The sequence below is a fragment of the Novosphingobium sp. KN65.2 genome (assembly GCF_001368935.1).
In the GTDB taxonomy this organism is placed as follows: Bacteria; Pseudomonadota; Alphaproteobacteria; order Sphingomonadales; family Sphingomonadaceae; genus Novosphingobium; species Novosphingobium mathurense.
The window spans coordinates 56,970-81,069 of sequence record NZ_CCBH010000141.1; the positions used below are offsets into that span (position 1 = coordinate 56,970).

At 63.8% G+C, this 24,100-nt stretch carries 22 protein-coding genes; 6 read left to right on the top strand and 16 right to left on the bottom strand.

Annotation, left to right across the window (positions count from 1 at the left end; all coding sequences use genetic code 11):
* The first annotated feature begins 38 nt into the window (after positions 1-38).
* Positions 39-2,321, top strand: a complete 2,283-nt coding sequence (locus SPHV1_RS07275; protein ID WP_054945363.1) for an NADP-dependent malic enzyme — start codon at positions 39-41, stop codon at positions 2,319-2,321.
* Between the two features lie 9 nt (positions 2,322-2,330).
* Here the strand turns inward: SPHV1_RS07275 and SPHV1_RS07280 are convergent, their stop codons facing one another.
* Positions 2,331-3,701 (bottom strand): surface lipoprotein assembly modifier, encoded by a 1,371-nt coding sequence (locus tag SPHV1_RS07280; RefSeq protein WP_054945364.1) that lies wholly within the window; start codon positions 3,699-3,701, stop codon positions 2,331-2,333.
* Between the two features lies 1 nt (position 3,702).
* Complete coding sequence (locus SPHV1_RS07285) at positions 3,703-4,842, bottom strand: transferrin-binding protein-like solute binding protein (protein WP_054945365.1); 1,140 nt, start codon at positions 4,840-4,842, stop codon at positions 3,703-3,705.
* 235 nt (positions 4,843-5,077) lie between these two features.
* Here SPHV1_RS07285 and SPHV1_RS07290 point away from each other — a divergent pair, with 235 nt between their 5' ends.
* Complete coding sequence (locus SPHV1_RS07290; RefSeq protein ID WP_156367279.1) at positions 5,078-5,911, top strand: hypothetical protein; 834 nt, start codon at positions 5,078-5,080, stop codon at positions 5,909-5,911.
* A gap of 16 nt (positions 5,912-5,927) precedes the next feature.
* On the opposite strand, the gene SPHV1_RS07295 is transcribed toward SPHV1_RS07290, so the two are convergent.
* From SPHV1_RS07295 to SPHV1_RS07340, 10 genes are all read right to left on the bottom strand, one after another.
* Positions 5,928-6,149 (bottom strand): hypothetical protein, encoded by a 222-nt coding sequence (locus SPHV1_RS07295; protein WP_054945367.1) that lies wholly within the window; start codon positions 6,147-6,149, stop codon positions 5,928-5,930.
* 357 nt (positions 6,150-6,506) lie between these two features.
* Positions 6,507-7,958: a pyridoxal-dependent decarboxylase gene (locus tag SPHV1_RS07300; protein WP_156367280.1), complete on the bottom strand. Its 1,452-nt coding sequence runs from the start codon at positions 7,956-7,958 to the stop codon at positions 6,507-6,509.
* Entirely contained in the window at positions 7,955-9,472 is a 1,518-nt protein-coding gene (locus tag SPHV1_RS07305) for a pyridoxal-phosphate dependent enzyme (protein WP_054945369.1), read from the bottom strand. The genes SPHV1_RS07300 and SPHV1_RS07305 overlap by 4 nt, the downstream gene beginning before the upstream one ends.
* A gap of 107 nt (positions 9,473-9,579) precedes the next feature.
* Positions 9,580-10,290 carry a response regulator gene (locus tag SPHV1_RS07310; protein ID WP_054945370.1) on the bottom strand — a complete coding sequence of 237 codons (711 nt, stop codon included), beginning with the start codon at positions 10,288-10,290 and terminating at the stop codon, positions 9,580-9,582.
* Entirely contained in the window at positions 10,283-12,163 is a 1,881-nt protein-coding gene (locus tag SPHV1_RS07315; protein WP_231634570.1) for an ATP-binding protein, read from the bottom strand. The genes SPHV1_RS07310 and SPHV1_RS07315 overlap by 8 nt, the downstream gene beginning before the upstream one ends.
* Position 12,164: 1 nt before the next feature.
* A complete protein-coding gene (locus SPHV1_RS07320; protein ID WP_054945371.1) occupies positions 12,165-13,214 on the bottom strand; it encodes an adenylate/guanylate cyclase domain-containing protein in 1,050 nt (349 codons plus the stop codon).
* 4 nt (positions 13,215-13,218) lie between these two features.
* A complete protein-coding gene (locus tag SPHV1_RS07325) occupies positions 13,219-13,575 on the bottom strand; it encodes a group 1 truncated hemoglobin (protein ID WP_054945372.1) in 357 nt (118 codons plus the stop codon).
* An 86-nt stretch (positions 13,576-13,661) separates the two neighbouring features.
* Complete coding sequence (locus tag SPHV1_RS07330; protein ID WP_054945373.1) at positions 13,662-14,828, bottom strand: NAD(P)/FAD-dependent oxidoreductase; 1,167 nt, start codon at positions 14,826-14,828, stop codon at positions 13,662-13,664.
* A gap of 55 nt (positions 14,829-14,883) precedes the next feature.
* The gene (locus tag SPHV1_RS07335; RefSeq protein WP_197277679.1) at positions 14,884-16,089 is read right to left on the bottom strand and encodes an NAD(P)/FAD-dependent oxidoreductase; all 1,206 of its coding nucleotides are present in this window, start codon (positions 16,087-16,089) and stop codon (positions 14,884-14,886) included.
* A gap of 189 nt (positions 16,090-16,278) precedes the next feature.
* Positions 16,279-16,860, bottom strand: a complete 582-nt coding sequence (locus SPHV1_RS07340) for an OsmC family protein (RefSeq protein ID WP_054945374.1) — start codon at positions 16,858-16,860, stop codon at positions 16,279-16,281.
* Positions 16,861-17,064: 204 nt separating this feature from the next.
* Between SPHV1_RS07340 and SPHV1_RS07345 the strand changes: the two genes are divergently transcribed.
* From SPHV1_RS07345 to arsB, 4 genes are read left to right on the top strand one after another with little or no spacing between them, the layout of a single operon-like run.
* Positions 17,065-17,403: a helix-turn-helix transcriptional regulator gene (locus SPHV1_RS07345; RefSeq protein WP_054945426.1), complete on the top strand. Its 339-nt coding sequence runs from the start codon at positions 17,065-17,067 to the stop codon at positions 17,401-17,403.
* A complete protein-coding gene (locus SPHV1_RS07350) occupies positions 17,403-17,882 on the top strand; it encodes an ArsI/CadI family heavy metal resistance metalloenzyme (RefSeq protein WP_054945375.1) in 480 nt (159 codons plus the stop codon). Before SPHV1_RS07345 ends, SPHV1_RS07350 begins: the two co-directional genes overlap by 1 nt.
* An 8-nt stretch (positions 17,883-17,890) precedes the next feature.
* Positions 17,891-18,391, top strand: coding sequence for an arsenate reductase ArsC (locus SPHV1_RS07355; RefSeq protein WP_054945376.1), 501 nt, complete (start codon positions 17,891-17,893; stop codon positions 18,389-18,391).
* The gene (gene arsB / locus SPHV1_RS07360; RefSeq protein WP_054945377.1) at positions 18,388-19,458 is read left to right on the top strand and encodes an ACR3 family arsenite efflux transporter; all 1,071 of its coding nucleotides are present in this window, start codon (positions 18,388-18,390) and stop codon (positions 19,456-19,458) included. The genes SPHV1_RS07355 and arsB overlap by 4 nt, the downstream gene beginning before the upstream one ends.
* Before the next feature lie 40 nt (positions 19,459-19,498).
* Here arsB and SPHV1_RS07365 read toward each other — a convergent pair whose 3' ends face one another.
* The 4 genes from SPHV1_RS07365 to SPHV1_RS07380 all read right to left on the bottom strand — a co-directional run bounded on the left by SPHV1_RS07365 (position 19,499) and on the right by SPHV1_RS07380 (position 24,078).
* Positions 19,499-20,284 carry a DeoR/GlpR family DNA-binding transcription regulator gene (locus tag SPHV1_RS07365; RefSeq protein WP_054945378.1) on the bottom strand — a complete coding sequence of 262 codons (786 nt, stop codon included), beginning with the start codon at positions 20,282-20,284 and terminating at the stop codon, positions 19,499-19,501.
* 88 nt (positions 20,285-20,372) lie between these two features.
* On the bottom strand, positions 20,373-21,500 hold the full coding sequence (rhaT, locus tag SPHV1_RS07370) for an L-rhamnose/proton symporter RhaT (RefSeq protein ID WP_054945379.1): 1,128 nt from the start codon (positions 21,498-21,500) through the stop codon (positions 20,373-20,375).
* Entirely contained in the window at positions 21,500-22,663 is a 1,164-nt protein-coding gene (gene lldD / locus SPHV1_RS07375) for an FMN-dependent L-lactate dehydrogenase LldD (protein WP_054945380.1), read from the bottom strand. The genes rhaT and lldD overlap by 1 nt, the downstream gene beginning before the upstream one ends.
* Positions 22,660-24,078, bottom strand: a complete 1,419-nt coding sequence (locus tag SPHV1_RS07380; protein ID WP_054945381.1) for an FGGY-family carbohydrate kinase — start codon at positions 24,076-24,078, stop codon at positions 22,660-22,662. Before SPHV1_RS07380 ends, lldD begins: the two co-directional genes overlap by 4 nt.
* Positions 24,079-24,100: the final 22 nt, after the last annotated feature.

Sequence of the window (24,100 nt, forward strand, 5' to 3'; positions counted from 1 at the left end):
CGGACCGTTTGACATGCGAACCGGAGTTCTAAGGCACCATGGATGAAAACCTGCGCAAGGCGGCTCTCGATTACCACCTTTCCCCGCAGCCGGGAAAGCTGAGGATCGAGCCGACGAAGCGCATGGTCAACCAGCGTGACCTTGCCCTTGCCTATTCGCCCGGCGTGGCGGCACCTTGCGAGGAAATCGCCGCGGATCCGGACAAAGCGGCGGACTACACCGCGCGCGGCAATCTCGTTGCGGTCATCTCCAACGGTACGGCGGTGCTGGGCCTGGGAGCGATCGGTGCGCTTGCTTCCAAGCCGGTGATGGAAGGCAAGGCGGTGCTGTTCAAGAAGTTCGCCGATATCGACGTCTTCGACATCGAAGTGGACACGACCGACCCCGACCGGTTCATCGATGCGGTCTCGCTGCTCGAACCCACCTTCGGCGGCATTAATCTGGAGGACATCAAGGCCCCGGAGTGCTTCGCCATCGAGGCGGCCCTGCGCGAGCGGATGAACATTCCGGTATTTCACGACGACCAGCACGGCACGGCCATCGTCGTGGCTGCCGCGGTGCGCAATGCCCTTGTGCTGCAGGGCAAGAGCCTGGGTGAAGCCAAGTTGGTGACGTCGGGCGCCGGTGCTGCCGCGCTCGCCTGCGTTGACCTGCTGGTGTCTATGGGACTGCCCGCGGAGAACGTCACGCTGACCGACAAGGACGGCGTGATTCACGCAGGGCGCGAAGGCATGTTGCCGAACATGGCGCGTTACGCTCGCCAGACCGATGCACGTACCCTGCCGGAGGTTTTGCCCGGCGCGAACGTGTTCCTCGGCCTGTCCGCGCCCGGCGTGCTAAAGCCAGAATGGCTGCCCCTGCTGGCTGACAAGCCCCTCATCTTCGCACTCGCCAATCCTGAGCCCGAGATCCTGCCCGACATTGCCCGCGCCGCGCGTCCCGATGCGATCATTGCCACGGGCCGGTCGGATTTTCCAAATCAGGTCAATAACGTCCTGTGCTTCCCCTATATCTTCCGTGGAGCGCTGGATGTCGGGGCGACGACGATCAACGAGGAGATGAAGGTCGCTGCGGCAGAGGCGATCGCTTCGCTGGCCCGTCTTCCCGCGCATGAAAGCGTCGCGCAAGCCTATGGCGGACGCAAGCTGGCCTTCGGGCCGGATTACATCATCCCCACGCCTTTCGACCCGCGCCTGATTGTCCAGATTGCGCCCGCCGTCGCCAAGGCGGCCATGGATAGCGGCGTTGCACGTCGTCCGCTCGACCTCGAGGCCTACCGTCGCTCGCTGGCGCAGAAGAATGCGCGCTCCGCGCAGCTCATGATGCCGGTCTTCGAGGCGGCACGTGGATCGCAGACGCGCATCGCCTATGGCGAAGGTGAGGACGAGCGGGTCCTGCGCGCAGTCCAGGACGTTCTTGATGACGGTATAGCCCGTCCGGTGATCGTCGCCCGCCGCCGCATCCTCGAACAGCGCCTGCCCGAACTCGGATTGCGCTTTGAACTCGATCGCGATGTCGAGGTGATCGATCCGGAAACGGACCATGCGATCATGGAACCGCTGGTCGAAGCCTACCGGAAAGTCGCAGGCCGCAAGGGCGTGCCGACACCGGAGATCGTACGTCACGTCTACCGCCGTCCCACCGTAACCGCCGCGATGCTCCTGTGCACAGGGCAGGTCGATGCCGCCCTTGTCGGCGGCAATTCGGAATACTGGGGCCAGATGGAATACGTGTTGCGGATCATCGACCGTGCACCGGGCGCGCAGCGCGTTTATGCGCTTTCGGGTCTGATCCTCGATGCCGGTGCACTATTCATCACCGACACCCACATGGTGCCCGAGCCGACGCCGGAACAGATCGCGGAGATGACCTTGCTGGCGAGCCAGGAGATCCGGCACTTCGGTCTGGAACCGCGCGTGGCCCTGCTGTCGCACTCCAACTTCGGCGCCTCGCACAGCCCCAGCGCGCGCAAGATGCGGGCCGCGCTCTCCTTGCTGCGCGACAAGGCGCCCGACCTTGCAGTCGACGGAGAAATGCATGCCGATGCTGCCCTGTCGCAGCCGCTGCGCGAGAAGCTGGTGCCTGACACCCGTTTCGATGGGCCTGCCAACCTGCTGGTCATGCCCAACCTCGATGCGGCCAACATCACGCTCACTGCGCTCGGCGCCTCGTCAAGCTCGCCGACCGTCGGCCCGATGCTGATTGGCCTCTCGCGCCCGATCCACGTGATGACCCCCAGCATGACTTCGCGCTCGGTCCTCAACATGACGACCATTGCCGTGTCGGAGGCCATGCATCGAGATCGTGCAAAGGTATCGTGAACGGCCTGATCAGAAATTCGTCGTCAGGCCAATTTCGATACGGCTGCGCGTGAAGCGATAGAGCGCCATGTTGCTGTCCTGCTTCGTGAATGTGTAGGACAGGCGCGGGGTGAAGCGTGACAGGACGATGTGCCGGTTAAGCAAGGTCACCTGTCCCGATAGCGTCCTGTCCGAACGCCTGATGCCGATCGCCGGAAGCGCTTCGTCGTAGCGGGCGAATGCCAGCGATGGTTCGAGATAGATCGAGAAGCCTGCAGGCAGGTCGCGATAGTAGCCCAGCGCTGCATAGCCGCTCCAGTTGGAATAGGCCGACGATCTGGCATCCTGTCGGTTGATCCCGAACTTGGCCGCGAGCGCGCTCGTCGAGCTCATCGGATGGAAGGCGCTCACTCCCAGCGACAGGATCGGGCCGCTCATTTCCGGAATGCGCTGGTGATCCAGCCACTGCGCCGAGGCACTGGCCGAGAGCATGAACGTTGGCGCAAGGTAGTGCGTTGCATCGATACGCGCGCCAGCGGAACGCGCGTAGGCCGATCCTGCGTACCAGCGCTGGAATCCGGTTCCCAGGATCGATATGTCCCACTTGCGGCTGACAAAGCGCGGCCCGATGTAGGTTGCGAGGGTCATGTCGTCGAAACGTGACCCGGAATACTCGCGGCGCTGGCCGTTTAGCCCCATGCGAAGGCGTCCATTGCCGGAAATGCGCGGTGCCCATTCGACGCCGGCATCCAGTGCGAGGCCAATACCGCTGCGATGTCGGGCATCGTCGGAGAGTTCGAAAGGCAGTCCGTAAAGCGTCACTTCGCGCTCCGATGGGCCCGCATTGATGTTGGTGTCCGGCGCCAGCGATACGTTGATGCTGTAGGACCATTCCTTCGACTGGCGGATCGCGAAGAGGTAGCCGTCGATGTTGGCGAGAACGTCGCGCGGCAGCTTGCCGGCACGCGTCAGCCGGAACTGCCTGTCGGCATTGGCGTAATCCTTGTCGAGAAAGAAGGCGCGGGCCAGTTCGAGGCGTACGCGCACCGCGTCGGGGTGGTCGATCAGGATCGCGCGGAACCTGTCGATCGCTTCGCGGTAATCGCGACGGGAAAGCGCGACCATGCCGTTCAGGAACCGCACCCGAACATTTTGGGGGTGGTGCATTGCGATTTGCTCGAGGATCTTTGCGGCCTCCTCGGTCCTGCCCTCTCGAAGCAGATGTTCGATGAGGGCTTCAAGGCCGACGACCGGCGTGCTTTCGGCTGCGGTCGAGGAGTCGACATTCGTGGCGACGGGCTCAGGCTCATTGGCGACGGCTTCGCCGCTGGCCACTCCAAGGACCAGCAAGCCAAGCCGCCACCAGTGGCCGAGGCCCGGATCAGGGCTCCGGAAGGACATGTCATTGCTTCCCGACAAGGACGCCGGTGGCCGCCCCGACGCCGTCGTAGAGGTTCCAGACGGCGCCCAGTTCTTCCGCGCCCGGGCCATAGAACATGCCCGCAAAATAGCCCGCTGCGCTGTCGAGCAGCGAATAGGCGCCGGTTGGCGCTGTGGTTACGACCGTCGTACCCGAAAAGCCGTTGAGACCGCTCGTCATGGTGCCCTGGAAGCTCAGGCCGTTCCATGGTTGTGGATCGCCGGGGGTGACAGGTCCGGTGATCGGCAAAGTGCTGATGGGAATGGCGATGATCTCGGGCGCCGCACCGGTGATCGTGCCGTTGGCGAAATTGGCGGTGATCGTGGCATCGCCGCGGATCGAGGCTGTGTCTATCGCAGAGCCATTGGGAACGGTTACCGATCCTTCCACGAACCCGTTGAAGGTTGCGGAGCCGCTGGTGGGGACGTGGCTGTCGGACGTCTCGATTCCCGTCACGAACACCGCCCCCTTTTGCGGAACATTCGTGGCGTTACGGATCCCCCAGGTGCCATAGGCGGTCCAGTCGAGATCCTCACCCGCTCCACCCGTATTCCGGTCTTCGGTGAAGAGCGCAACAGACAGTTTCCTTCCGTCCGACAGGGTCACTTCACGCACCGAAGACTCGTAATCGTCTTCGTTGAACGCGACGTCCTTGATGCCCAGCGCGTCGTTGCCCAGCGTGAAGGTGGTGACCGTTTCGGCGTCGGGATCCGCGGGTATGGTGACGGTGAAATGGCCTCCGCCATCGTCTGTCGCCTGGTCGGCAAAAGTCTGTGAAACTTCACCGAGCGAGAGCGAGCGGGCAGACTGAACCAGGCGAAGCTTCATCGTCTGATCGGTGTCGCCGTCAGCGCCTGCCAGCAGGTCCTCGAAGGTCGTCGGATCGATGGGGTCGGTGCCAAGGCCCGGTGCAATGACCTCACCAACTTGGGCCACGTCGCTGGCTTCGTCGTCGTCGGGCGGGAGCGTGGGACATGTCGTGCACTCCCCGAAGAACCCTTCATCTGAATTGCTGAGACCGGCGCAGCCAGAAATCCCAAGTGCCATGGCGGCGACCGAGCCCAGCAGGACGATTTTCCCGAACCCATCGGCCAGACATTGTCGATTGCAGATCGTAGTCATCTTGACCTCCTGTTTCCTGCCGGATTCAGCCGTTTGGAATTCCGGCAGTCGCTGAGGCTATGGGAGACCGGCACCTGCGATCAGTCGCTTCTCGCGGCGCGCGGGTTGCACGCCGGGATGCAACCCGTTGCAATGCGCGCAAAACTGTGTTCACTCTTTAACAATGGATGCGAAAACGCACTTCTCTGAGAGGTTCCGCCTTGTTCTCAAGGCCTTGTCTCTCAGCAGGGCTGCGGTGGCTGCGGCACTTGCTGTCGACAAGTCGCTTGTGGGCCGTTGGGCATCGGGGGCGGTGCGGCCAACGGATCACAATCTCTCGCGCATCACCGGACTTGTTGCCTCACGCCAGCCCAGTTTCACGATGGCTGACTGGGAGCGCGACATCACCTCATTCGCGCGCCTGCTCGGGCTCGATCCGATCGCATCAATTGCCGAAGAGGGCTTCGCCAGCGATATAGCGGTCCTGCCTCCCGCTTTCCTGGAGCAGGCCCGGCGTGTCACCGGCCAACGCGGCGCGACTTACGAAGGCTTCTGGCGAACGACCCGGCCATCGGTCATCATGAAGGACAAGTTCTTTCACGACTATGGCATGATCCGCGTAATGGCGAATGGGATGCTGCAGGTACGGATGGGCAGCCAGGGTCTCGTCTTCGAAGGCTACGTCTTTCCGGCTGAAGGCAACATCTTTTCAGTCCTTTACGATTCGGTTGGCGCAACCCCGTTGTTTCTCGTCTTTCGCGGGGTCCCATTACCCAAGGCGGATATTCTGGACGGCTTGATGGTAATGGCTGCGCTCAATGCTGAACGCACGCCGGCAGCTGTGCCCCTGCTCCTTGAGCGCATCGGTGACCTGACCGGCGACGATCACGAGGATGACCTGTTCTGTCAGGAACTCTTCACCCGGAACGCCATCGTCGAGGAAGGCGAAATCGACCGGGCGGTGATCGATCATCTGCTGCGCGATATCGGGCCGGCAGCTGCTGAAAAGGGCGGGGATCTGTTCCTCACGGCGACATCGCAAGGTCGCTTTACGCAAGGCACGACGATGACGGGCCAGTTGCGCGGCTAGGCAAGGCAAGGGCCGTTCAATCCACCAAAAGTTCGGTCCATTCCGTCTGCGTCAGGTCAACTTCAACCTTTCGCGGTCGCTTGACCCGACGCAGCCTCTCATCACTGGAGCCATCGGCAAGCAGGCAGTCGCCTTTGACCGTGACGCCCGTCAGACGGTCGCGGGAAGGCTCGGCAAGCGTTGAGAGCGAGACGTGCATCCAAGCCGCCCCGGCTTCATTGTCGATAGCCAGGATCATCTCCGGACACGGGGTTTGCGGCATGGCAGCATGTGCAGCCGATGAGCCTCCCGTAATCAGGACGGCCGATAAGGCTATGGCGGTAAGTAGGTCCCTGTTCATGGCCGTTCTCCATCCGTGGATCTGTGCTTGAGCGGAGAGACGGGCCTGGAATAGGGCGCGGGATCGAATGCGGTCAGGTGCAGCGCCATGCGCAGTGTATTGCACCTGTTGCAATGTCCTGGTGGCCGGGACCGGGGTCCGGGCTTGATGGACTGACCGCCTTGCTCGCTATCGGGCTATCTCTTTGTCCGCGTCACTTGCGTTATGAGATATCTAGGCCGCGCAAGTATCGATCCGATGTCGTAGGCTGTGCTTTCAGGTTTCAATTGTTGCAGGCAAAGGCGCGTTTGCGGCGGCGGCATAATCGCGGCACAGGGCTTCGATGTCGCGGGCGAGTCCGACGACTGCCTCTGCGTCGGTCTCATGGCCCATGATCGAAACCCGCATGATCGTGCGGCCCCGCCACAGTGCGGTTTTCAGGAAATGGCGACCGGTGGCATTGAGGCGGTCGGTCATTGTCCTGGTAAGGGCATCGCCCTGGGCATCGTCGAGGCCGGTAAAGCGCAGGGCCAGCTGGTTGATCGTGGCCTCGTGGCAAAGCTCGACCCCGTCGATCCCTGCGATCCGGGCTGCGAGCGCGGAGGCGGCCGCGCAGTGGCGCTCGACCATCTGGCCAACGCCGTCACGGCCCAGCACCTGCATCATCACCCATGCCGGAAAGCCGCGCGCCCGGCGCGAGAGTTCAGGGACGTAATCGCTGGGATGGCGTCCGTCGCGCTCATCCCGCGTCAGGTAGCTGGCGTCCATGGTCATGGCGCGGCGGTGGTATTGCGCATGGCGGGTGATCGCAAAACCGCAGTCATAGGGAAGCTGCAGCCACTTGTGCCCGTCGACCGACCATGAATCGGCAAGCTCGGCGCCCTGCGCCAGATAGCGCAGACGCTCGCTGGCGCGGACCCACATGCCGAAGGCGCCATCGACGTGAAGCCAGGCGCGGTGCTCCCGGCAAAGCCGCGAAAGGGCGGTGAGATCGTCGAAGGCGCCGCTGATCATCTGCCCTGCCTGGCCGATCACGATCTTCGCTGCCGCCGTGCTGTCTTCCATCGCACTGGCGAGGGCGGGAAGCTCGAATGTGCCGGCATCGTTGCAGGCGATACGGCGGATATGGTCGCTGCCGAAGCCGAGATAGCGCAAGGCCGCGAAATTGGTGACATGGGCATCTTCGCCAATGAAGATTTCCATCGGAGGCGCTCCGGCAAGGCCGCATTCCTCGATCCTGATGCCGAGCCGGTCGAAGATGGCCAGGCGGGCCGTGGATAGGCAGGTGAAGGCTGCCATGGTTGCCCCGGTCGTGAAGCCGACCGAACAGTCGGATGGCAGGGCGAGCAGTTCCAGCAGCCACTTCGATGCGACTTCTTCGGCCACGGCGGCCGACGGTGCGCATTGGTAGATTGCCGCGTTCTGCCCCCAGGCAGACGTCAGCCAGTCGGCAGCCACGCCGGCCGGATGCGAACCGCCGATTACCCAGGACAGGAAGCCCGGGGCCGTGGTCGCGCTCAGGCCCGGCTTCGCAGCTTCGACCAGCTCTGCCAGAACCGCGACGGCATCGCGCGGGGTTGTGTCGAGCGGAATGTCGAACAGCGCGCGCAGCTGTTCGACGCCAGCTGCTGGATGCAAGTCACCGCCTTCGCTCCGAGAGGTCACGGCGTGGTGTGCTGCGAAAGCGAGAACGTCTTGCAGCGAAGTAGGCTGGAGGGGCGCGTTCATCGCGGCTGCATCCACTGGGGAAGCAGCGAATAGGCATCGCCGATCGCCCCGTCCCGGGCCTCGATACCCAGCTTGGCCAGCATTCCGGTCAAAGCGCCGCTGTTATGCGCGTCGAACAGTTCGGTCGCGCCGCCGACATGCCTGCCGCCGATGTAGACTTGCGGGATGGTCGGCGCACCGGTGCGCTGTGCAAGCGCGCGGCGGATGCGCCCGGCCCAGTCGGCATCGGCATATTCGCCGCCGTCTAGGTCGACCGTGCGGTAGGGTACGCCCAAGGCGTCGAAAAGCTCGCGGGCCGACCAGCAGAATTCGCACCATTGCAGCGCGAACATGACGACCGGCTGCGTGAAGTCACCGACAATCCCATCGACATGGGCAAGCGCTTCGCTGTCGGCGGGCTCGGCCTGCATTGGCGCAGGCGCGGGCGAAGCGGGCCGGTCGAAGCGGAAATTGGGCGAGGAGGTTGAGATCGCCAGTTCCTCTGCGTTCATGGCCTCCTCGATCCCGGCAAAGAGCGGGGTCGTCATGTAGCGCTCGCCGGTGTCCGGGATCATCGCCAGAATGCGCGATCCTTCCGGCATGGTCTCGGCCAGTCGATAGGCCGCTGCGAAGGTCGCCCCGCTGGAAATTCCGCAGAATACGCCTTCCTCGCGCGCCAGTCGCCGCGACCAGTCGAGCGCTTCCTGCCCGCCGACCGGCATGACGCGGTCGACCAGTCCGGCCTCGAAAGCCTGCGCGGTTATGTGCGGGATGAAATCGGGCATCCAGCCTTGCATCAGGTGTGGCCGGAAGCGGGGATGGCTTGAAGCCGGGCTGCCGTCCGCCGCATAGTCCTGTATGAGACCCGATGACAGGAGGGGGGCATTGTCCGGCTCGCACCCGACGATCAGCGTTGCCGGGCTTTGAGCCTTAAGCGCACGGGCAACGCCTGCAAGCGTGCCGCCCGTGCCGACGCCGCTGACGAAGGCATCGAGCGGGGCGGCGGCAAAGTCTGCCAGGATCTCCCGCGCGGTCGTGCGGGCATGGACTTCGGCATTGGCCTCGTTCTCGAACTGCCGGGGCAGGAACCAGCCATGCGTCTCGGCCAGTTCGCGCGCCTTGGCGAGCATTCCGGTGCCTTTTTGCGCCGCGGGGGTCAGCACGACTTTCGCGCCGAGGTAGCGCAGGATCTTGCGCCGTTCGACACTGAAGCTCTCGGCCATGACTATGACAAGCGGATAACCCTTGCGTGCACAGACGAGGGCAAGGCCGATACCGGTATTGCCGCTGGTGGCTTCGACTACGGTCTGGCCGGGCTTCAGCGTTCCGTCGCGCTCGGCCGCTTCGATCAGGCCGAGCGCCAGCCGGTCCTTGACCGAACCCATCGGATTGAACGCCTCAAGCTTGAGGTAGATCTCGCGCCCCGGCGGTGACAGCCGTTCAGCCAGCAGCGTGGGCGTGTTGCCGATCAGTTCGAGGATCGAGTTGCGGACACCGCAGGTGCCGGCAGTCGATGCAAAATGCGGCTTGTTCATCGCGGAAATCTCCTCTCGCCGGCGATCGCCGCCGGGCTTGGAAGAGACATTCGCGCCGCTGCGTATCAATCCGATTGCGCAGGGGCGGTTCGATTGTTTCGATTGTTTCAGCCGGGATCGTAGATGTAGCCGATGCCGCGCACGGTGCGGATCACGGCCGGTTTCTCCGGGTTCGACTCGATCTTCTTGCGAATGCGCGAGATGCGGATGTCGATGCTGCGATCGAAGGGTTCCCAGGCGCGATCGTGCGCACCTTCGAGGATCTGGTCGCGGTTGAGAACGCGGCCCTTGTTGCGGGCAAAGAGCTTGAGGAGATTGAATTCCATCGCCGTGAGCGGGAGCGCGTGGCCATCGCCATCGAAGAGCTTGGCGGCGTCGAGATCGAGCGTGCACTTGCCGAAGGGGAAGCGGTTTTCTCCCCCGGCCTCTTCCTGGGAATGATCCGCAGGTCCCTTGCGTCGCAACACTGCCCTTACGCGTGCGACCAGTTCGCGAAGATCGACGGGTTTGCCGAGATAATCGTCCGCGCCCATTTCCAGCCCGACGATGCGGTCCACCGTCTCGCCCGCAGCCGTCAACATGATCACGTGCGGCGCGTCGTCGGCCTGCAGGCCGCGCAGGACCGAGAGGCCGTCCTCGCCCGGCATGTTGATGTCGAGCAGGATGAGGTCGGGCCGACGCCCGGCGATCAGGGCGCGCAGGTCATCGCCGCAAGCGGCTTGCGCCACCTCCAGACCGTGGCGCGCAAGGTATTCGGCAACCATGTCGCGAAGGTCCGCCTCATCGTCGCAGACGTATATCAGCGGCGCGTCAGCCATGATTGGCCTTCAGCATTGTCGTGACGAGACCCCGCAAGTCGCGCGGGGCGACCGGCTTTTCCAGGTAGGGCCGATTGGCGCGATCGAGGAAGGCGCGCACTTCCGGGCTCATCGTGTCGCCGGTGATGAAGGCGACTCGTTCGGCGATCTCGGGGCGTTCGCCCGACAGCGTTTCGAACAGTCCGCGTCCGCCCATGCCGGGCATGTTCAGATCCGTGAGGATGAGGCGATAGCTGCCGGAACGGGCAAGCGCGAGGCCCCTTTCGGCACTGGCGGCACTGTCGACCTGAAAGCCCTCCTTGCGCAGGATCTCGCGGATGAGGTCGCTGACGTCCTTTTCGTCGTCGATGACCAGAACCCTGCCGGTGGCGGCGACGGGTTCGGGACGTTCCACTTCGTGCGGGCTTTCCGACTCCGGCTCGGCCAGTGGGAGGGTGATGCGAAAGTGGGCGCCCTTGCTTGCGGGCATGAGGGCAATGGTGCCGCCATGCGCGTTGACGACGCGGTGGCAAAAGGCAAGACCGATGCCGGTGCCCTGTCCCGGGGCCTTGGTCGTGAAGAGCGGTTCGAAAACGCGCTTGGCGGCGTCTGTAGAGATTCCCGGCCCGTCGTCGATGACGTCGATGGTCAAGGACGCGCCTCCGGGTTCCTCGCGAGCCCGTATCGTGATGCGACTGCCGCCGCCGTCACGGATCGCCTGGTCGGCATTGGCGACGAGGTTCATGAACACCTGCCGGATCTGGCCGGCGTCGCCCTGAAGCGGCGGTAAGTCCGGAGCGACGTCCAGTTCGACTTTCGCGGTCAGTGCACCTGTGCCCTGTTCGAGCGTGTCGATCGCATCGCGTATCGCCGTGGCAAAATCGATCGCCTCGACTTTCAGGTTCTGGCGGCGGGCCATGGCGAGGAACGATTTGACGATTCCGGTGCAGCGCTCCGCTGCAGAGCCGATCTTTTCGATCCGGCGGATCGTGTCGGGATCGCTGGCCTCTTCGCGCATCATGAGGGCGTGGCCGACGACAACGGAGAGCGGGTTGTTGAGTTCGTGGGCGACGCCCGCCAGCAATTCGCCCAGCGCCGACATCTTCTCTGCCTGGAATATCCGTTCACGCTGTTCGGACAGGGTCTTGCGCAAGGCGGCTTCCTTGCTGATGTCGACCATCGAGTAGAGTACGACGTCCTCACCGCGATAATCGATAAGACGGGCCGAGGCGAGGCAGGGAAACGGATCGCCATCCGGGCGCAAGGCATCGACGCGCATCTCGTCGACCCGGCCTTCCGGCAAGAGCGCGGTGATGAAATCCGCCCGCTGCCCGCGTGAGGCGAAGTGCGCGCCGAAATCGCGGCCGGAACCGAGCAGCTCGCGGGCGGCGGGAGTGCGATAGATGATCTGCCCGTCGCCGATCCGCGCCATCACGAGATTGGCCGGACATGCTTCGAGCACTTCGCGAAGCAGGGCGTCGGCCTCGCGGTCGCTTTCTTCGCGTTGCCGGGCCTCGGTAATGTCGCTCTGGGTCAGGACGAAGCCGCCGGTCGCGGTCTGGCGCATGGTCAGGGCGTGGATCATGCCCTGCCTCGTTTCCAGTTCGAGCGGGGGCTGCGCGCGCTCGTCGTCTCCGAGACGCATTTCCATGCTTTCGAGCGCTTCGCGCGACCGGGCCGAGATGGCGCCGCGTGCGGCCATCTCGAACAGCAGCAGGCCCCAGTCGAGCCCGGGTTCGACCAGTTCGGCGACGAGTGGATTGAGTTCGCGAAAGCGCCGGTTGGCCTGCACCAGCCTTGCGCCGTCGTCGAAGATTGCCAGGCCATCGGGCAGGGCGTCGATGACCTCGCCGATGAGGCGGCGGCTGTCCACGTCATGCACAGCCTGGGCCATCTCAGGCCCCTTCCGCTGCATCCAGGCGGCCGGTCAGGGCAAACACTTCCTCCGGTTCCTTGCCGCCGAGATCGAGCGTGCCGACGGGCTCGCTGGAATAGGGATCGGGCAGGGCCTGGATGAAGGCCCGGGTGCCGACGATGTGCATGGGCTGGGCCAGCTGGCGCAATTGGCTAGCCTCGATGACGGCGGGACCGAACACATCGTAGATGTACTTCTGTACCCCGACGACGGAGCCGATCACCGCACCTTGCGACACGCCAACGCGGCAGCGCCATTGCATCGGATGGCTGCGGTTGCGCTGCTCCAGGTAGCGCACGAAGCGTACGGCAGCATGGGCGATCGAACCCGACGCTGCCTCTGCCGGATCGGGCATCCCGGCCACCGTAATGTAGGTGTCGCCCACGGTCTTGATCCGCTCGCACCCGAACTGGTCGCCGATGCGGTCGAAGGCGGTGTAGATGTCGTTGAGCTCGCTGACGACAACGCCAGCATCGTTCTCGACGACGAATTCGGAAAAGCCCGCGAAGTCGAGGCACAAAACGGCGACATCTTCGTAAAGACGCGGGGTGACGACGCCGAAGCTCTTGTATTCCTCGTAGACCGAGCGCGGCATCATGTTGAGCAGGAGCTTTTCGACCTGCTCTTTCTCGCGCTTGATCTCGCGCGTGTTGCGCTCGACCATCATGGAATAGGAATCGATCATCGCTTCCAGTTCCTTGATGCGCGAGATGTTCTGGCACACCAGGACCGCAATCGGCTCGCCGCCTTCCTCGGCGCTGTCGATGGTCACGGCAATCGTCATCGTGCGGCGGCGCAGACGGAAGCTGGCCTCGGTGGTGAAGCGACGACTGTCCTTGAAGGCCTCGCGCATGGCGGCAACGTCGAACTCGGGGAAGAGGTCGGTCAATTGCTGGCCGATCTCGATGTCGCCGAACCATTCGCGGAAGGTGTCGTTGAAGAAGCGGAAGCGCAGTTCGCGAAGGTCGAGCAAGGCAACGCCGACCCCGATGGCGCGCAGCAGCTGTTCGTTGATGGCTTCTATCGACATGCCGCTATCCCACGACCAGGCCGCGCCGCTGCTCGAAAGCCTGCGCCACGGTTTCGATATCCTCCGCAGCGACGCCGTGATCGCTCAGGGTCTCGGCTAGCAGGACCTTGAGCTGGTCGAAATGCGCATCGTTGATGTCGAGCCGTTCGTGCAGGCGCCTGATCTGCTCGTCGGTGAACGAGGCGGGGCCGCCCATCAGTGCGGACACGAACTGCGTCTGATGGTCGACGATCCGTGGCAGATCGACGTTCTCGAAGAAAGGTCCGACGTCGTCGTCTTCGAGCAGGCGGTCGTAGAGATCCATGACAATACGGCTGATGACCGCGAAGCCGCCGTACTTTTCAAAAAGCGATCTTTCCATTGCAACACCCCCCGTCGCAACTGTCCGGGGACTTTGCGCCCTGAATTCCGATTCTTGCAAGCTTTCTTGCATAATTATTGTCTTTATCATGCCGGAACTGCGCAGCGCATGAGATTGTCCGCAATCCAGTTCTGATTGGCCTTCATCTCGCGGTTGAGCTGCTCGTGAAGCACTGCGATGCCTTCGAGATCCCAGTCGAACGAGCCGATGCGGTCGGAGATTTCGAGCATGCCGTGGCTCAGGCCATCGCGGGTAGTGGCATAGCTGCAAGGGGTTCCGGCCAGCACGGCATCGGCCAGGATCTGCGCGTCGCGCAGGGCATCGGTGATCCCATGGGCGGTGAGTGGGTCCTTGAACCAGCCTGCATCGCCGACGAGGGCCCAGCCCGGACCGGCGCATTCGCGCATGTATCCGGGCTGGCCGGGAAACCCGACAAGGCGGCCTTTGCGCACCGCTTGGGAGAGCTGCGTGCCCAGTTCCGGGAACGCCTGCTGCATCAGCTGCAGGAAACGGGACGGGTGAAGTGCCTTGCGGAAATCGCCGAGGCGATCGCGCGGAAGCGAGAGGAAGACGCAGCTCGCGCCATTGTTCGTCGGGATCGCGCCGGCGGCAGCCTGCTCACCCCAATACCAACGGAAGCCGTCATTCGGCATCCCGGTGAAATAGCCGTAGATCGACATGGACGCCTGATGCATGCGCACGAGGTATCGCGCATCCACCTCGCGCGCGATGCGCGACTGGCGCCCGTCGGCACCGATGACGATGTCCGCCTCGACGCGGTAATGCGCCCCGCGCGTATCGCGCAGGATGACGCCGCTTACAGGCCCTTGCGCATGCTTGCGGATCACGCCCATGCAATCGAGACCATAGCGGCGTTCCACCCCGGAAACTTCTGCGGCATCCGCGATCACGCGGTCGAGTACCGTGCGGCGCGGGGCATAGAGGCAGTCGGTCCCGAAAGCGGGGCGGATATCGATGTCGACCCGATTCTGGCCATAGTGGAAACTGGTGCGTTCGATCCCCGGCGTGCCGCAGGCCAGCAGGTCGCCCTCAAGCCCCCAGCTCGCCAGCTGCATCACGGCGCCGCGCATCAGGGCGTGGGTCGAAAGCGTGTCGCTGCCCAAGGGGCTGCGGTCGACCATCAATACCCGCGCACCGCCGCGTGCGAGCAGCATGGCGGTGGCGGCGCCTGCGGGGCGGGCGCCGACGACGACGGCGTCATAGCGTTCATGGTTCCAGGTGGGCGTGTTCATGGTGGTTCTCCTCATCAGACGGCTATCGGACGTGCAGCGCCAAGCTGCGCGGCGATTATCGGGGCAAGCGCCTGTGCATCGCGGCCAACGCCATCGATGAAGGCAGAAGCGCGGTGGCGCATGAACGGCAGGCCCAGGGCATAGAGGCCGGTATCGGAGTGATGCCGCCGTGCTGGATCAGCTCACCGCAGGTGTCGGTGACCGGAAGGTGGAGCCAGGGGTAATGGCGCGCATAGCCGGTGGCGAAGAGCACGCTGGTGATCCCCTCGGCGCGCAGGTCGAGGCATTTCGGCACGGCGCCCGGTTCCATCGGTGCGCGCCATGCTGCGGGATCGCAGGCAGCGCGAAGGCCTGCGCGTTCGATGTGCGCATCAATCGCGCGAAGCAGGACGTGGCGGCGCTCTTCGGCCGCTCGACACTGTTCGGCCAGATCGTTGGCCAACTGGACCTGCAGGCCCTGCGCATCGGTGACACGTCCGACAAGCCGGATGCCTTCGCGGGCAAGTGCGGGGAGGTCGATATCGCCGCCGGTGGGATCGCCTACGAGTTGCAGCGAAGGCTGACGCAGCAGGGCGGCATTGTCGGCTCCGCTGGGGCGTGGCTCGGCCAGAAAGCCGCTGCCATCGAGCCAGTGGAATAGATCCCGCCCGCGATAGCGTCGCGGCGCGCGGACATGGCGGCCAACGGCAAGCGTAACATCTCGACCGTGGCGGCGGATCTCGCGTGCGAGCTGGACGCCCGTCGCAGATGCGCCGACGACCAGAACGCCGCCGTCGGGCAGGAGGTCTGGGGTCAGATAGCTACTCGGTGTGACCTGGTGGATCGCGAGCGAGAGCTTGCCTGCCCAGAAAGGAAGGCGAGGGCGATCGCAGGCACCCGTCGCGATGATGACGGTGCGTGCAATCCGCGTGCCGCGCGAGGTGGCGACGCGAAACCTGTCCGCCATGCGTTCGACGGCGAGGATTTCGCAATTCTCGGTGACGGGAGCGGCGAAGTCGCTGGCATAGCCTTGCAGGCGCTTCACAAGGTCCGCCGAAGTGAGAAATCCGTCGCTTTCCCGGGCGAGCTGGGCGCCAGGAAGCCGTGTCATCCAGCCCGGCGTAAGCAGGCGCAGCGAAGGCCAGCGCTGCGAGCGCCAGCGCTCTCCGATGCGGCCGCGTTCGATGACTTCGTGATCGATACCGCGCTCGGCAAGGCAGCGGCTCATGGCGAGGCCGGCCTGTCCGGCGCCAATGACAAGGCTGTCGATGTTGCGAGGCATGGAAGCTTACTCCTTGGGTTCGCAAGCAAGCCTATGCACGGCAGGTATCAGTCCTGTGCCGCCAGGCCGGGCAATTTGTTTCAATCGTTTCAGCGCAAAGATGCGGGAGGCGATGAGCAGAAAAGCCCCGCCGGCACAGGCCGACGGGGCAGGGGAACGCTCGGGAGAGCGGGGGGTCGGTGTGGCGCGTCAGTCGGCCTGTGCCGTTACGGTGACCGGTACGCCGTTGGTCAGGACGTCGAATACGGCAGAGCGCGCGACCGACTGGTGGACGATCTTCTCCAGATCTTCGGCACCGGCATCGCCCTTGATGCGCACCTGGATGCTGATGCCTTCGAAGCCGTTGCGCACGGTGTTGTCGAGGCCGAGAATGCCGAGCAGGTCGATGTCGCCCTCAACCCTGGTTTCAACCGATTCCAGCCTGACCTGGCGGATCGAGGCGATGTTGCCGATGCCGGCGGTGATGCAGGCCGAGAGAGCGGCCAACAGCATTTCCACCGGCGTTGCGCCCTGATCCTTGCCGCACAGAACGGCGGGGTGATCGCCGTCGATCATGTGCCCGCAGTCACGCGGCTGTTCGCCGCCGGCGCCGTGGAAATTGCCCATGCGGGCCTGGCTGTGGGTGCCGGCAATCCAGTTGCCTTCGGCGCGGAAGGTGAACCTGGCGAGTTCGCGCTGGCCATCGACGGCGCCGAGCGTGGCAAGGAATGCGGGAACGTCGACGCCGTTCATGGCGACCTTGGCGGGCTTTTCGAGAGTGGCAGTGGTCATGATCAAAAGTCCTTGTCTGAAGTGCCTGTTGTGCAGTGAACTTGTGCCGGCGAACGCGTGTCGTTCGTGGCATGCAGACAAGATTGCGGTTGGGCTGTTTCAATCCGATGCCGCGAAACGGGCGTTCGCGTTTCAATTGTTTCGTCCTTGCCTCAGGGTGAAGAATTCGATATTTCCATAGTTATCGAATCATCGGAGAATGCAGTGCACGCCGAAGTCGTGATCCGCGCACTTTCTGCCTTGGCGCAGGAACATCGCCTTGCCGCCTTCCGATTGCTGGTGCAGGCCGGAGAGGAAGGAATCGCCGCCGGCGTGCTCGCGGACAAGCTTGAAGTTCCGGCATCCTCGATGAGCTTTCACCTGGCCCAACTGGCCAATGCCGGGCTCGTCAGCCAACGGCGCGAAAGCCGCTCGATCATCTATTCGGCAGACTATTCGGCGATGAACGGGCTGATGGATTACCTCACGGAGAACTGCTGCGGCGGTATCCCCTGTGGCGAGGACGCAGCCTGCAATACCGAAGCGAAGAGGAGGACGGCCTGATGAAGCGTTTTCACGTGCATGTCGGCGTAAGCGACATCGATCGCTCGATCGCGTTTTACAGCAGGCTCTTCGGCAGCGCGCCGACAGTGGTGAAGCCGGACTACGCGAAATGGATGCTCGAGGATCCTTGCGTCAACTTCGCCATTTCGCATCGCGAGGGTGCAGCCAGGGGGATCGAGCATGTCGGCGTGCAGGTCGGGGACCGTGCGGAACTTGCCGAGGTCCAGAGTCGGCTTGAGGCGGCAGATGGCCCCGTCCTCGATGAAGGCGCGACGACCTGCTGCTATGCAAGATCGGAAAAGAGCTGGATTGCCGATCCCGATGGCGTTGTCTGGGAAGCCTTCCTGACCGAGGGCGAGAGCACGACCTATGGCGGTTCTCCCGATCTGGACCGGCTCGTGTCCGGCAGTGCGGACCGTAGCGCCTGCTGCGTGCCGCAAGCGGTCGCCGCACCTGCCACCTCCACATCCTGCTGCTAGAGGCTGCCATGAGCCACACCCCACTCAACGTACTTTTCCTGTGCACCGGCAATTCGGCGCGCTCGATCCTGGCCGAGGCCATCCTCAATCAAGAAGGAAAGGAGCACTTCCGGGCCTATAGTGCCGGCAGCCAACCGGTCGGCACCGTCAATCCCTGGGCCATCCACACGTTGGAGACGCTGGGTTATCCGGTCGAGGGCTATCGCTCCAAGAGCTGGAACGAGTTCATCGACGGGCCCGAATTCGATCTGGTCTTCACCGTTTGCGACAATGCTGCCGCAGAAAGCTGCCCGGTCTGGCCCGGCAGGCCGATAACGGCGCACTGGGGCATCCCCGACCCGGCTGCCGTGGAAGGACACGATGCCGAAAAGGCCGCGGCATTCCTCGATGCCTACCGCATGCTCAAGCGGCGCATCGAGCTGTTGCTCGCATTGCCTATCGCAAGCCTGGAAAAGGTGGCCCTTCACGAAACCCTTCATGCCATCGGTCGGGAGGCCGATCACAAATGAGTGCAAGCATAATGGAAGCAGATGCCCGCGCGGCGGGGTTGGGCCTGTTCGAGAAATGGCTCTCCGTCTGGGTGGGCGGGGCGATCCTTGCCGGCATACTGCTGGGCAACATGGCACCGGCGATGTTCGCTGCGCTGGCCTCGATCGAATACGCCTCGGTCAATCTCGTCGTTGCCGTCCTGATCTGGGCAATGATCTTTCCGATGATGGTTGCGGTGGACTTCTCAGCCGTGCGCCATGTCGGAGACAAGCCCAAGGGCCTGATCATCACCCTTGCCGTCAATTGGTTGATCAAGCCTTTCAGCATGGCGGCGCTGGGTGTGCTGTTCTTCCAATTCGTGTTTGCCCGATTTCTTCAGCCAAGCGATGCGCAGCAATACATTGCCGGCCTGATCCTGCTCGGCGCAGCGCCATGCACGGCGATGGTTTTCGTGTGGTCGCAACTGACCAAGGGCGACCCGGCTTACACACTGGTACAGGTTGCGGTGAACGATCTTGTCATGATCGTGGCCTTCGCGCCGATCGTCGCGCTGCTGCTGGGCGTGACCGACATCGTCGTGCCATGGAACACACTTTTGCTCTCCGTAGCGCTCTATGTCGTTGTGCCGCTCGCCGCCGGGGCCTGGGTTCGCCGTCGGCTGTTGGCAACGCATGGCGGCGATGAAGGTGCTGTCAGCGCGTTCACCGGACGACTGAAGCCGCTTTCGATCCTGGGGCTGCTCTTGACCGTCCTGCTCCTGTTTGGCTTTCAGGCGCAGACAATCCTGTCCCGGCCCTTGCTGATCGCCCTGATCGCAACGCCTATCGTGATCCAGAGCTATGGGATCTTCTTCATTGCCTATGGCGCGGCAAAGGCTTGGAAAGTGCCTTATGCCGTGGCGGCGCCCTGCGCGCTGATCGGAACCTCCAATTTCTTCGAACTTGCCGTCGCCGTTGCCATCGGGCTGTTCGGTCTTGGCAGTGGAGCGGCTCTCGCCACGGTCGTGGGCGTGCTGGTTGAAGTCCCGGTCATGCTGTCGCTGGTGGCGATCGCCAACCGGACCCGGGGGAGCTTCGCAGCAGGATAGCTCCGGTTCCCGCAATCAGGGGCTTGGTCGGTTGTGTCCTTCAATCCAACGGTGCGATGATCAGGTGCACGCCCTGCTTGTCGAGAATGGCGCGCATCTCCTCAGGAATACCGGGATCGGTAATTAACACATCCACTTCGTCCAGGCCGCAGACGATGGCGCCCGAAGATGAGCGGAATTTTGAGCTGTCGACCATCAGGATCACCTGCTCGGCGCGGTCGATCAGGCGCCGCTCGGCCGCAACGAGGATGACGTCGGCCTGCATCACGCCCTGAGGTCCAACCGAGGCTGCGCCCATGAACAGCTTGGGCGCATAGAAGCGCGGCATGGAATCTTCGCCTGCAGGAGCGAGCACGATGTTCTGCTCCCTGAACACCGTGCCTGAAGGCAGGAGGACCCGTGTACCGGCCTGCGGCAGCAGCGCATTGACGATGTGCAATGAATTGGTGAGGACCTGCGCGTCCTTGCCGTCGAGGTATGGGCACATCTGCAGCGTTGTCGTGCCGCCGTCGATCATGATTCCTTCGCCGTTCGCGCACAGGTCTGCCGCTGCACGCCCAATGGCCTGCTTTTGCGGCAAGTTGAGCGAAATCGATTGATCGAACGGCGTACCCGACAGGCGATCCGCATCTGTCTCGCTTTCGGCGTCGGGCAGCTTCGCGCCGCCGTGAACCCGAACGATGCGGCCTTCTTCCTCGAGGCGCGTCAGATCGCGACGGATCGTGGCGGGCGATGCATCGAGGCAGGACTCCAGCTCGCGATAGGTCACAAACCCGGTCGCGCCTATGGCATCGAGAATGAGTCTTTCGCGTTCAGCCGAATGCATCGTGTTTCCCTGCCCTTGCCCCCAGCGGACCTGTTCGAGGCTCAGTCCGCAAGGTCCGTTACATGCTGCGCGCCCCGCTCCGCAACCGTCAGTGTGCCGCCGCGTTCGCGTCCAGCATATTGCCGAGGCCGATGATGACCGTGGAGCCGACCAGCAGTCCGATACCCAGCCAGACCATCGTGCGGGTGCGAACGCTCGCGCCTTTCCATTCCTTGAGAGCGAAGCCCCAGAGAGTGGAGAAGAGAATGATCGAAGCCATGTGCAGCGTCCAGGATGAGAACCCGTAACGTCCCATCTGGCTCTCGCCCATGGTGTAGAAGAAGAACTGGAAATACCACAGCGTGCCACCGAGTGCGGCCAGAAGGTAGTTCAGCAGTAGCGGCACCTTGGCCGCCTTGGCGCGATGGGCGTCATGCGGGGTTCCTGCACCCGGGTCGGCAATCGCGCCGGGATCGGCGACTGCGCCGAAGTATTGTCCAAAGCTGCGATTGCGGCGAATGAGGATGGAGCACCAGATGGCATTGGTGGTGAGCCCGCCTGCAAGGACAACGCAAAGAACGGGAAGACCCTGGTTGAGCGGATCGGTTCCGGCTGCAAGCGTCAGTTCGCGAATGGGTTGCCCGGCGTCGAGACCCCACGCGAAGCAGCCCGACATCACGCCGGAAAAGACGGCGATCAGCAGGCCCTTGCGCAAGTCGAACTCGGCAACGCCCTCGCTCGCTTCTCCGCCCAGTTCCGCGTCCTTCTTGTGGCCTGCGCGTGCGACGACGACGATGCCGACCAGCGTGACGAGGATGCCCAGCAGGGTCAGCTGCCCGCTGGTGCGCGAGGCGATCTCACCCAGGGTTCCGTGGAAGATGGGCGGTCCCATCGTTCCGATCACGGTGGTCAGTCCCAGTGCAACCGCCATACCCAGCGAAAGCCCGAGATAGCGCATGGTCAGGCCGAAGGTCAGGCCCCCGAAGCCCCACATTGCGCCCCAGAACCAGCACCACCAGAGCGTCTTGCCCGGGGTCTGGACCAGCACCGCGAAGAGGTCGTTGGTGCGCAGCGACGCGAAAAGCCACGGCGCTACAGCCCAAGAGAAGATCCCGCCTGCCAACCAGAAGACTTCCCAGGACCAGAGCTTGATACGCTTGTAGGGGACATAGAAGCTGGCGGAGGCGAAGCCGCCCAGCCAGTGGAACAGGACGCCAAGCGCCGGGTTGCCTCCCATCAAATTCGATCCTTTCCGCTCATTCGCGCGAGAACGTTGCTGTCGATCTCTGCGATTCTTGTCGTTCCGGTCAGCGCCATGGCGACCCGCATTTCGGCCTCGATCAAGGCCAGCATCCTGGTGATCCCCGCCTCTCCCCCTGCGGCGAGGGCCCAGGCCCATGCGCGCCCGAGCAGTACGCCCTCCGCACCCAGCGCCAACATGCGCACGACATCGAGGCCGGAGCGAATGCCGCCGTCCGCAAGCACGGTCAGGCGATCGCCCACGGCCTCTGCGATGGGGGGCAAGGCGCGCGCGCTTGAGAGCACGCCGTCGAGCTGGCGGCCGCCATGGTTGGAAACGACGATCCCGTCTGCCCCCAGCTCCGCAGCCTCGCGCGCATCCTCGGGATCGAGAATGCCCTTGATGATCAGCGGACCCTTCCACTCGGAGCGAATGAAGTCGAGATCGCGCCAGTTGATCGATGGATCGAAGTTGTTGCGCATCCAGGCGAAGAAGTCCTCGATCCCGGTCCTGCCCTGCAGGACGGGGGCGACATTGCCGAGGGTATGCGGACGGCCCCAAAGGCCGACGTCCCAGGCCCAGCCCGGTCGGGCCAAGGCCTGAGCTGCGCGCCATGCGGCTCCCTTGAGGCCCGATGCGCCGGCAAGGCCGGTATGATAGTCGCGATAGCGGCTGCCCGGCACCGGCATGTCGACGGTGAAGACCAGCGCGGAACAGCCTGCCTCGACAGCTTGCGCCAACAGGTCCTTCATGAACGCACGGTCACGGATCATGTAGAGCTGGAACCAGAACGGCTTGCTGGCGGCACCGGCGACTTCGCCCAGTGGGCAGGCACCGACGGTCGAAAGCGTGAAGGGAACCCCGGCCTTTTCAGCCGCACGGACGGCCTGGCATTCCCCGCGCCGGGCGTTCAGGCCGGCAAGGCCGATTGGCGCAAGGGCAAGCGGAAGGGCCAGTTTCTGGCCGAACAGCTCGGTCGACAGATCGAGCTGCGAAACATCGCGCAGGACGCGCTGGCGAAGGGCGAGCCCGGCCAGATCCTCGACATTGCGGCGCAGGGTCGCTTCGGCATAGGAGCCGCCGTCAATGTACTCGAACAGGAAGCGGGGCAGGCGCCGTCTCGCTGCCTCGCGAAAGTCGGGAACCGATGCGACGATCATGCTTGAACCCTTGCCACTGCTTCGCGCCATTTGTTCTGATACGCTTGGAGGTCTCCCTCTAGCGGTTCAACCCGGCGCAGGCCCGCAGCCGGCTTGAGCAGGGGATTGATCAGGCGCAGGGCCCCGAACGAGACATCGTTGTGCGCATTGGCGATGAAAACTTCGGTCTCGGGCCGCAGTGCTGCCAGGGCCCGCACGAAGACTTCCGCTTCGGCAAAGCGGCCTTCGACCAGAAGGCGGTTCTTGGAGCCGATCAGGTCAAGCGAAGTATCGGCCACGAGGGCTGCGTAGAGGCAGATGGCGGCGCGGCGCGCATACCAGGTGCCCGCCCATTCGACCGGGGCGTTGATCCAGCAGGCCTTGCCGTCCGGGAAGGGGCCGAAACCTGGCGCCAGCGTCGGCATCATGACCGTCCCGCGTTCGAGCAGTGCGGGCACGGCTTCCATGAGCCTGGGCTGATCGGGCTTGATATCCACCCGGCGCGTATCGAGCTGGATGACGGTTTCGATCTCGCGTCCGCCCATGAATCGCGCAGATGGTACCGGCCAGCCATAGGCATCGACATTGACCAGTGTGTCGCGATCTTCCGACAGCGAGGCAATGGACACTGTTTCGGCGGCAATGCGCATGGCGACGAACCAGGTGCCGGTCGACAGGATCGTGGCTTCCTGACGCGCAATCTCCGGGAAACCGCGGGCGGCGAGCAGGGCGGCGTTGGAATCGTGCAGTCCCGCATGGACCTGAATGCCCGGAGCCAGACCGGTTTCCGCAGCAAGATCGGGGCGCAGCGGCCCGATGACTTCGCTGGCCTTGACCACGGGGGCAAATCGGTCGGCCCAACCCAGACGTTCGGCCATGGGTGCGAAACGCGCGTCCGCTGGGCACCACAAGTCGGTATGGCAGCCAAGGCTCGTGACTTCGCTGACCGCCTTGCCCGTCAGGAACCAGGCCCAGTACTGCGCCCAGGGCACAAGTGTCGCGCTTTCCATTTCTTCCGGATAGAGGCGTGACATCCAATAGACCTGCGCCCCCAGGTTGAGGCCGTCCGGCAGTGCAGGGCTCCCGGTCCGCGCAAAGGCATCGCGTTCGCGGCGGTAATCGGCCATCACGTCCTGCGGGATCGGCTGCTCGTAGTCGAGCGGCGGGAACAGCGCTCCTTCGCTACCCAGCGCGACGAAGCCGGCGCCATGGGCAACCGGGACGATCGCCTCGACGGGGTGAGCGGCGAATGCCTTGAGCGTAGTCTTGAGCCAAGCTCCTATCCCGGCGACATCCAGGCGGCGCAAGCCGGCTTCCTCACAAGGGGCATTGGGTCGAACCTGCCGATCCAGCATTCGTCCCTGCTTCGTCCACAAGGTGACCTTGCTGAGCGTCTTGCCGATGTCGACGACGATATAGGAACCGGTACCTGACATGCTCTCCCTTGCGAGCTGAATG

Bases quoted from the DNA above. Each gene is read 5' to 3' on its own strand.
- SPHV1_RS07275 (WP_054945363.1), top strand. From the start codon at position 39: ATGGATGAAAACCTGCGCAAGGCGGCTCTCGATTACCACCTTTCCCCG.
- SPHV1_RS07280 (WP_054945364.1), bottom strand. From the start codon at position 3,701: ATGTCCTTCCGGAGCCCTGATCCGGGCCTCGGCCACTGGTGGCGGCTT.
- SPHV1_RS07285 (WP_054945365.1), bottom strand. From the start codon at position 4,842: ATGACTACGATCTGCAATCGACAATGTCTGGCCGATGGGTTCGGGAAA.
- SPHV1_RS07295 (WP_054945367.1), bottom strand. From the start codon at position 6,149: ATGATCCTGGCTATCGACAATGAAGCCGGGGCGGCTTGGATGCACGTC.
- SPHV1_RS07300 (WP_156367280.1), bottom strand. From the start codon at position 7,958: ATGAACGCGCCCCTCCAGCCTACTTCGCTGCAAGACGTTCTCGCTTTC.
- SPHV1_RS07305 (WP_054945369.1), bottom strand. From the start codon at position 9,472: ATGAACAAGCCGCATTTTGCATCGACTGCCGGCACCTGCGGTGTCCGC.
- SPHV1_RS07310 (WP_054945370.1), bottom strand. From the start codon at position 10,290: ATGGCTGACGCGCCGCTGATATACGTCTGCGACGATGAGGCGGACCTT.
- SPHV1_RS07315 (WP_231634570.1), bottom strand. From the start codon at position 12,163: ATGGCCCAGGCTGTGCATGACGTGGACAGCCGCCGCCTCATCGGCGAG.
- SPHV1_RS07320 (WP_054945371.1), bottom strand. From the start codon at position 13,214: ATGTCGATAGAAGCCATCAACGAACAGCTGCTGCGCGCCATCGGGGTC.
- SPHV1_RS07325 (WP_054945372.1), bottom strand. From the start codon at position 13,575: ATGGAAAGATCGCTTTTTGAAAAGTACGGCGGCTTCGCGGTCATCAGC.
- SPHV1_RS07330 (WP_054945373.1), bottom strand. From the start codon at position 14,828: ATGAACACGCCCACCTGGAACCATGAACGCTATGACGCCGTCGTCGTC.
- SPHV1_RS07335 (WP_197277679.1), bottom strand. From the start codon at position 16,089: ATGCCTCGCAACATCGACAGCCTTGTCATTGGCGCCGGACAGGCCGGC.
- SPHV1_RS07340 (WP_054945374.1), bottom strand. From the start codon at position 16,860: ATGACCACTGCCACTCTCGAAAAGCCCGCCAAGGTCGCCATGAACGGC.
- SPHV1_RS07350 (WP_054945375.1), top strand. From the start codon at position 17,403: ATGAAGCGTTTTCACGTGCATGTCGGCGTAAGCGACATCGATCGCTCG.
- SPHV1_RS07355 (WP_054945376.1), top strand. From the start codon at position 17,891: ATGAGCCACACCCCACTCAACGTACTTTTCCTGTGCACCGGCAATTCG.
- arsB (WP_054945377.1), top strand. From the start codon at position 18,388: ATGAGTGCAAGCATAATGGAAGCAGATGCCCGCGCGGCGGGGTTGGGC.
- SPHV1_RS07365 (WP_054945378.1), bottom strand. From the start codon at position 20,284: ATGCATTCGGCTGAACGCGAAAGACTCATTCTCGATGCCATAGGCGCG.
- rhaT (WP_054945379.1), bottom strand. From the start codon at position 21,500: ATGGGAGGCAACCCGGCGCTTGGCGTCCTGTTCCACTGGCTGGGCGGC.
- lldD (WP_054945380.1), bottom strand. From the start codon at position 22,663: ATGATCGTCGCATCGGTTCCCGACTTTCGCGAGGCAGCGAGACGGCGC.
- SPHV1_RS07380 (WP_054945381.1), bottom strand. From the start codon at position 24,078: ATGTCAGGTACCGGTTCCTATATCGTCGTCGACATCGGCAAGACGCTC.